8 protein-coding genes and 1 pseudogene are annotated in these 5643 nt (G+C 70.6%); all 9 read left to right on the top strand.

Going from position 1 to position 5643, the window contains the following annotated elements:
- The first annotated feature begins 63 nt into the window (after positions 1-63).
- Entirely contained in the window at positions 64-261 is a 198-nt protein-coding gene (locus O3Q52_RS47820; RefSeq protein ID WP_269654733.1) for a hypothetical protein, read from the top strand.
- A gap of 50 nt (positions 262-311) precedes the next feature.
- Positions 312-596 carry a hypothetical protein gene (locus tag O3Q52_RS47825; protein ID WP_269654734.1) on the top strand — a complete coding sequence of 95 codons (285 nt, stop codon included), beginning with the start codon at positions 312-314 and terminating at the stop codon, positions 594-596.
- Positions 597-667: 71 nt separating this feature from the next.
- Positions 668-1306 (top strand): DUF4326 domain-containing protein, encoded by a 639-nt coding sequence (locus tag O3Q52_RS47830; protein WP_269654735.1) that lies wholly within the window; start codon positions 668-670, stop codon positions 1304-1306.
- Between the two features lie 113 nt (positions 1307-1419).
- Positions 1420-2043: a hypothetical protein gene (locus O3Q52_RS47835; RefSeq protein ID WP_269654736.1), complete on the top strand. Its 624-nt coding sequence runs from the start codon at positions 1420-1422 to the stop codon at positions 2041-2043.
- Positions 2036-2341, top strand: a complete 306-nt coding sequence (locus O3Q52_RS47840) for a hypothetical protein (protein ID WP_269654737.1) — start codon at positions 2036-2038, stop codon at positions 2339-2341. Before O3Q52_RS47835 ends, O3Q52_RS47840 begins: the two co-directional genes overlap by 8 nt.
- Positions 2342-2580: 239 nt before the next feature.
- On the top strand, positions 2581-3459 hold the full coding sequence (locus O3Q52_RS47845) for a hypothetical protein (protein WP_269654738.1): 879 nt from the start codon (positions 2581-2583) through the stop codon (positions 3457-3459).
- Entirely contained in the window at positions 3456-3812 is a 357-nt protein-coding gene (locus tag O3Q52_RS47850) for a hypothetical protein (RefSeq protein WP_269654739.1), read from the top strand. The genes O3Q52_RS47845 and O3Q52_RS47850 overlap by 4 nt, the downstream gene beginning before the upstream one ends.
- Positions 3809-4219 carry a hypothetical protein gene (locus O3Q52_RS47855; protein WP_269654740.1) on the top strand — a complete coding sequence of 137 codons (411 nt, stop codon included), beginning with the start codon at positions 3809-3811 and terminating at the stop codon, positions 4217-4219. Before O3Q52_RS47850 ends, O3Q52_RS47855 begins: the two co-directional genes overlap by 4 nt.
- A pseudogene (locus O3Q52_RS47860) lies at positions 4212-5643 on the top strand (hypothetical protein); the annotation flags it as partial. The gene O3Q52_RS47855 and the pseudogene O3Q52_RS47860, both read left to right, overlap by 8 nt.

The raw sequence follows: 5643 nt of genomic DNA on the forward strand, positions 1-5643 counted from the left end.
CGAGCGGTCGTGGCAGATCCTTTCGGGTCTTCCGCAACTGTTCATCGCGGTGTGAGGCGCGCCATGGATGAGCCCGTTTCGTACGTCGAGCAGCAGGTGCAGGCCCGTATCGCCGCCGCCCGCGTCAAGGTCCAGGCGGCGAAGGAGCGGCGTGACGAGTTGTCGGCCGCGCGCCGCCGGGGTCTCGCAGCTCGGCACGCACGCAAGTTGCGGAACCTCGCCGAGGCCGAGCAGCGCCAGGCCGACGAGCAGGACCACTGACTTCCGGCCGTCACCCGGCGGCCGGCCAACCCCGAACAGGGAGAACCACGATGAAGATCGCAACCGGCTCCATCCTCAACATGACCCCGGCGCAGCCCGGATGGACCGTCACCTTCCACCACGGCGAACCCGAGACGGTCACCTGCCCCGTCATCGGATGGGCCACGGTCGTCGAGGCACTCCTCGGTGACGGCACCGCCCTCACTTCCGTGAAGGCCGCGTTCGTCTACCTCGACTCGGTCTGGACCGCCGACGAACTGCGCGAGCACGACCACGAGGTGAGCGCCGTTCTGCTCAACGCCCCTGCGGCCACGCCCGCCGACGCGCTCGTCTGACCCGCACGCAGTCGGCCGGCCCCGCGGGATTCGGGGCCGGCCACTCCCAGCAGACCACGGAGGAGAACCCGATGCACATCCCGCACCCGCGCCGCGTGCAGGTGACCGGCGACATGTTCCACCCCCAGCTCCCCGACCGCGCCCACTGGGCAGGACGACAGCGCCCACACCTGCCCGAGTCGCCGTTCGCAAACCCGCACCCCATCGACACCGGACGCAAGACCCCGTGCCCCAGCTGCGGAGTACGGCACACCCTCACCGAAGCGCTCAGCCTCTACCGGCAGCACCTCGACCAGAACCCTGACCTCGTATGCCTGGCGGCCACGGTCGAGGCCGACGTGCAGTTCGCATGCCGTTGCCCCCTCGACCAGCCGTGCCACGTCGACGAACTCCTGCGCCGGGCGGACGAGGTCACGGTGGTCGCGTTGGGCGACGACCGCGACACCAAGTTCATCGTGCAGACCATCCCGGTCCGTACCGGCGAGTGCTCCGCCGAGAACAACAGCTGCGGGAAGCCCGGCGTCGTCGCGGTCCGGGTCACCGTCGACCAGCTGCATCCCGCCGAGGTGAGCACGCTGCGGATCACCGTGTGCGCCGAGCACGAGGGCAACGCCCCGCGGATGCACGAGTTGCAGGTGGCTTCGGCCCGTGAGTTGCAGGACCCGGTGAAGAACGCGGAGTTCCTCGCCACGGTCGGTCGGACCGCTTGACCCGTACGAGAACGGCCGGCCCGGTTCGTCTCTGGACGGCCGGGTCTGGCTGGTTCCCGGAACTCGTACGAATGCGTAGAGCACAAGCTTTCACTAGGTAGGAGGTGGTCCCCGTGGCGGAGACGGAGCGGCTCGACGGGCGGGATGGGAAGATCTGGACTGCGTATGTCGGGGGTGCCACCCAGGAGGCGATCGCGGCCGAGCATGGCATCTCGCAGCAGCGTGTGAGCCAGGTCCTCGCCGAGGTGCGCGACACGATTGGGGACGAGGCCCGGGCGGATGCCGCCTTGTTGGCGCAGGAGCGTGCGGATGCGTTGCTGGCGGCGGTGTGGCCGATCGCGATGGGCGGGGACACGCGGGCCGTCCTGGCCGCGTTGCGGGTGTTGGAGCGGCAGGCGAAGGCGTTGGGTACGGACGCGGTCGAGCCGCTGAAGATCGCTCTTGAGCAACGTCTCGAACTTGAAGCGGACGTGGCAGGGAAGGCCTTGACCGCAGCACTGGATGCGCTCGGACTCGACGAGGAGCGGCGGGTGTTGGCGTTGCGGGCGATGCAGGCTTCGTTGCTGGGGGAGGAACTGCCGACGCCTGCACCTCCGCCTGCTCCGACAGTTGAGGATCCGGTGGATCCGCGGGCGGCGATGGAGGCGAAGCTCCGGGACCTGACGGCGGACGAGGACGACGTGGATGTGGATGCGCTGCTCGCCGAGGTGGACCAGGAGGGTCGTACGGATGGCTGACGAGACGGTGGAGCGGCTCGCGAAGATGCGTCGGGCGATGGGCAAGATGTTGCGGGCGGGTCGGGAGAAGGAGTTCGAGGCGCTGGCGGGGGCGTACGCCAAGCTGAAGGGCGAGCATGTGACGCGCGTGCATGAGGAGTACGTGGCTCAGCGGCGGGCGGTTGTGGCTGCGCGTGGGGGGCGGCCGACGCCTGCGGCGGTGAGTGAGGCGGAGCGGTGGCGTCGGATGATGCGGCGTCGGTATGGGTCGGGGGCGACGTCGGTGATCTGGCGGCCTGGTTCCCGGGGTTCCCGGTAGGTGGCGCACAGCGGCCCGCCCCTGGACGTGGCTCCGGGGGCGGGCCGTTGTAGTCCGCTCCCGGGGACCGACACCCCGAGGCGGGCGCGCAGTCCTGGGAAAGGGCCCGGTGCACCGTGCAGGAAAACCGGCCCGGGGCTGCGCTGTTTTTGAGCGTAGCGGGGTGTGCGCACCGTGGTTTCCGGACCGTGGTGTGCACACCGGAATGATCTTCGCGGGATCGCTCCTACCGTCCGGGCATGACGGCTTTCAGCATCGCGCAGACCGCGCGCCACCTCGGACTCTCCGACTCGGGCGTCCGCAAGATGATCGAGCGGCAGGAGCTGTTCCTCCTGCCCGGCACCGACTCGGCGAAGCTGGATGCCGAGCAGGTGGAGACCGTGCGTCTTCTGCGACGCGAGGCCCTGATCCTGGATCTGGCCAGCAAGCGGCAGACGCCGGTGACCTTGGCGCGTGATGTGCGAGAGCGCCTGTTCCCGCTGCGCGATACGACCGTGCTTCCGCAGTATGAGGCCGAGCGCCAGCGACAGCGGCTGAGCCTCGTGCGGACCGAGGCGCGGCAGTTGTTCGGGGTCGCGGCGCTGACGGCGGCGTGTGTGAAGGACGGGTGCCGGTGGTGCTCGGCGCAGGACTTCGCACGGATCTTGGGTGGTTGGGCGCCTGATGCGTACTCGGAGGGGTTCGCGGCGCTGTTCGCGCAGGAGCCGTGCGAGGTGTGCGGGCCGCGCCTGTATGGGGCTGTGCTGGCTTCTCTGACTGCCCGGGTGCATCCGGGGCGTCAGCGTCTGCCTGACGCCCGTGCGGAGGCTGCGGCGGCGGCAGCTCCTGTTCCTCCCGCGCCGCGCTCGGAGCCTGCTCGGCCTGTCCAGAGGGATGACGGGAAGGCGATGGTGTCCCAGCGGCTGCGGGATGTGCGCGGCCGGTTGAAGGATGCGCGGCGACGTGGCGACACGCATCACGCAATGGAGCTTCAGCAGCAACTGCAGGCTCTGACGGCGGATGCGGCCGTGGTCGACGGGCGGCCTACGAAGGCGCGGCCGGGGACGCTGCGGTGCGGTCACCTGTTGGCGCAGAACTGCAGCTGCCCGCGGGTCGCGTCGAAGCGGGCCACCTCGTGAACGGCGACCGCGAGGAGCTGATCGCCGCGGGGCGTGCGGCGTTGGAGCAGTTGGAGGTCGCCTTTGACGCGGCGATCACGGACGTCGTGCGGCGCGTCGAGGCAGCGTCCGGGGAGAAGCTCCTCGTGCGCCGGCCGGGCGTCCTCGACGCGGTGTGGACGGACCTGCGCGGCATGTCGTGGCAGGCCTCCAACTTCGAGCATGCGGTGCAGCTGCTGCGCCCGGTGATGGAGCACGACGAACGGCCGCTCGGCGCGGTGCTGAAGACCGCGGACCCGTGCCTCGTGCGGGATGTGACCCGGCATCTGGTCGAGGCCGGTGTGCTGCCCGGCCCTGAGGAGGTGCCGCGGTGAACACCGACAACGACACCGTGACCGAAGCGCTTGCCCGCGTACGCGAGATCGCCCACGAAGCAGAGCAGGCGGTCGACGCCCTCATGGACGGGGTGCGGGAGCGGGTCGATGCGATCCGCGAGGAAACCCTCGCGGCGACCGGCGTCGACATCGCAGACACGGAACCGGTGGGTGCCGCCACCGCCATGGATGCGTACCTCGGGGACATCGCCGTCACGGCGCGGGCGTGCCGCCATTTCCTCGCTGCTGTGGAGCTGCTGGGGCCCCTTGTGGAGCCGGGCTCCACGCGGACGGTCGGCGCCGTCCTGAAGACCAGCGTGGACCCGCGTAAGGGCGAACGGATCCTCGATCACCTGACCCGGTCCGGGATCTATGAGGCCGAGGAAGAGGGTGCCTGCGATGGCTGACCTGATCGGTACCGCCAGCATCCGCGTGGACATGAGCACCACGGCCGCCGGTCGCGCTGTTCGCCTCTTCGCCGGCCGGACCGAGTCGCAGATGCGGAGCGCGGAGCGTTCGGTGTCGCGGGTCGACGCGGCTCTGCGTGGGCTTCGAGGTGCTTCGGTCGCGGTGGGAGTCGACGACCGTACGGCGGCCGGTGCGGCGTCGGTGCGTGCCACAGTGCGGAACCTGCAGCGCCTCGGACCGGTGCAGTTGTCGGCACGTCTGGACACCGACACGACGGAGATCGCCAACACTGCCGCGGCGCTGCGAGGGCTGCAGGATGCCGCCCGTGGTACCGCCCGTGCGCTGGGCACGTTGGCGACGCGGGCCACGACGGCGACGGCGGCGCTGGTCGCCCTCGGTGCCGCGGCTCGGAGTCTCCGCGGCGACATGGACGACCTGGACGGCAGCATCCGCCGTACCGGCGACGGCATGACCGGGCTCCGCGGGCGGCTCGGGACGGTGACGACGTCGGCCTCGTCGGCGGGTGACGCCATGGGAGCCCTGTCCAAGGGCGCTGCGCTCCTTGCCCCTGCGCTGATCCCCATTGCGGTCCAGGCCGCGCCGATCGCTGCCGGTCTCACGGCTGCGACGGTCGCTATCGGCGCGTTCGCCGCGGCTGCTGCCGGGCAGATCTCCGCGATCAAGGAGGCGTCCGAGGCTGAGAAGACATACAAGGACGCGGTCGCCGAGCACGGGGCGGCATCACGGCAGGCGGGACAGGCGCAGCTGGCGTACCAGCGCAGCGTCTCCGACATGCCGCACCCGACGCGGGTTGCCGCGGCTGCCCTGTCCAATCTGAAGGACCAGTACAAGGGGTGGTCGCAGAGCCTGTCCGCGGACACGATGCCCGTGGTGACGCGGTCGTTCGCCGCGCTCGGCGCCCTGCTCCCGAAGCTCACCCCGGTCGTGAAGGGCGCGGGCACGGAGCTGAAGCGGTTCGTCACCATCGCGACCGGCGGTATCGCCTCTCCGGGATTCGACCGGTTCATGAAGTCGTTCGCCGAGTTCTCCACGGGCGCGATGCGCAGTGCAAACGATGCCCTGGTCGGGTTCGTGGCCCGGCTCGACACGGGGCGCGTCGGCGGCGGCGTGAGCGCATTCATGGACTACGTCCGCGCGAACGGGCCGATCGTGCGCGACACCCTGTCGAAGGTCGGGCAGGCCTTCGCGAACATCTTGCAGGCCGCGGGCAACGTGGGCCCCGGGCTCCTCACCGTGGTGAACGCGCTCGCGGGTCTGGTCGCGGCGGTGCCGCCCGGCGCGGTGACGGTGCTGCTACAGATGGCGGTGGCGCTGAAGGCGGTGCAGTTGGCGGCTGCCGCGGCTGCGGCTGGGTCGGTGCGGGTGGCGGCGATCGGTGCGGCGATCACGGCCATGTCGACGG

The sequence above is a fragment of the Streptomyces sp. ActVer genome (assembly GCF_027270795.1).
GTDB lineage: Bacteria > Actinomycetota > Actinomycetes > Streptomycetales > Streptomycetaceae > Streptomyces > Streptomyces umbrinus_A.

Bases quoted from the DNA above. Each gene is read 5' to 3' on its own strand.
- O3Q52_RS47820 (WP_269654733.1), top strand. From the start codon at position 64: ATGGATGAGCCCGTTTCGTACGTCGAGCAGCAGGTGCAGGCCCGTATC.
- O3Q52_RS47840 (WP_269654737.1), top strand. From the start codon at position 2,036: ATGGCTGACGAGACGGTGGAGCGGCTCGCGAAGATGCGTCGGGCGATG.
- O3Q52_RS47845 (WP_269654738.1), top strand. From the start codon at position 2,581: ATGACGGCTTTCAGCATCGCGCAGACCGCGCGCCACCTCGGACTCTCC.
- O3Q52_RS47830 (WP_269654735.1), top strand. From the start codon at position 668: ATGCACATCCCGCACCCGCGCCGCGTGCAGGTGACCGGCGACATGTTC.
- O3Q52_RS47825 (WP_269654734.1), top strand. From the start codon at position 312: ATGAAGATCGCAACCGGCTCCATCCTCAACATGACCCCGGCGCAGCCC.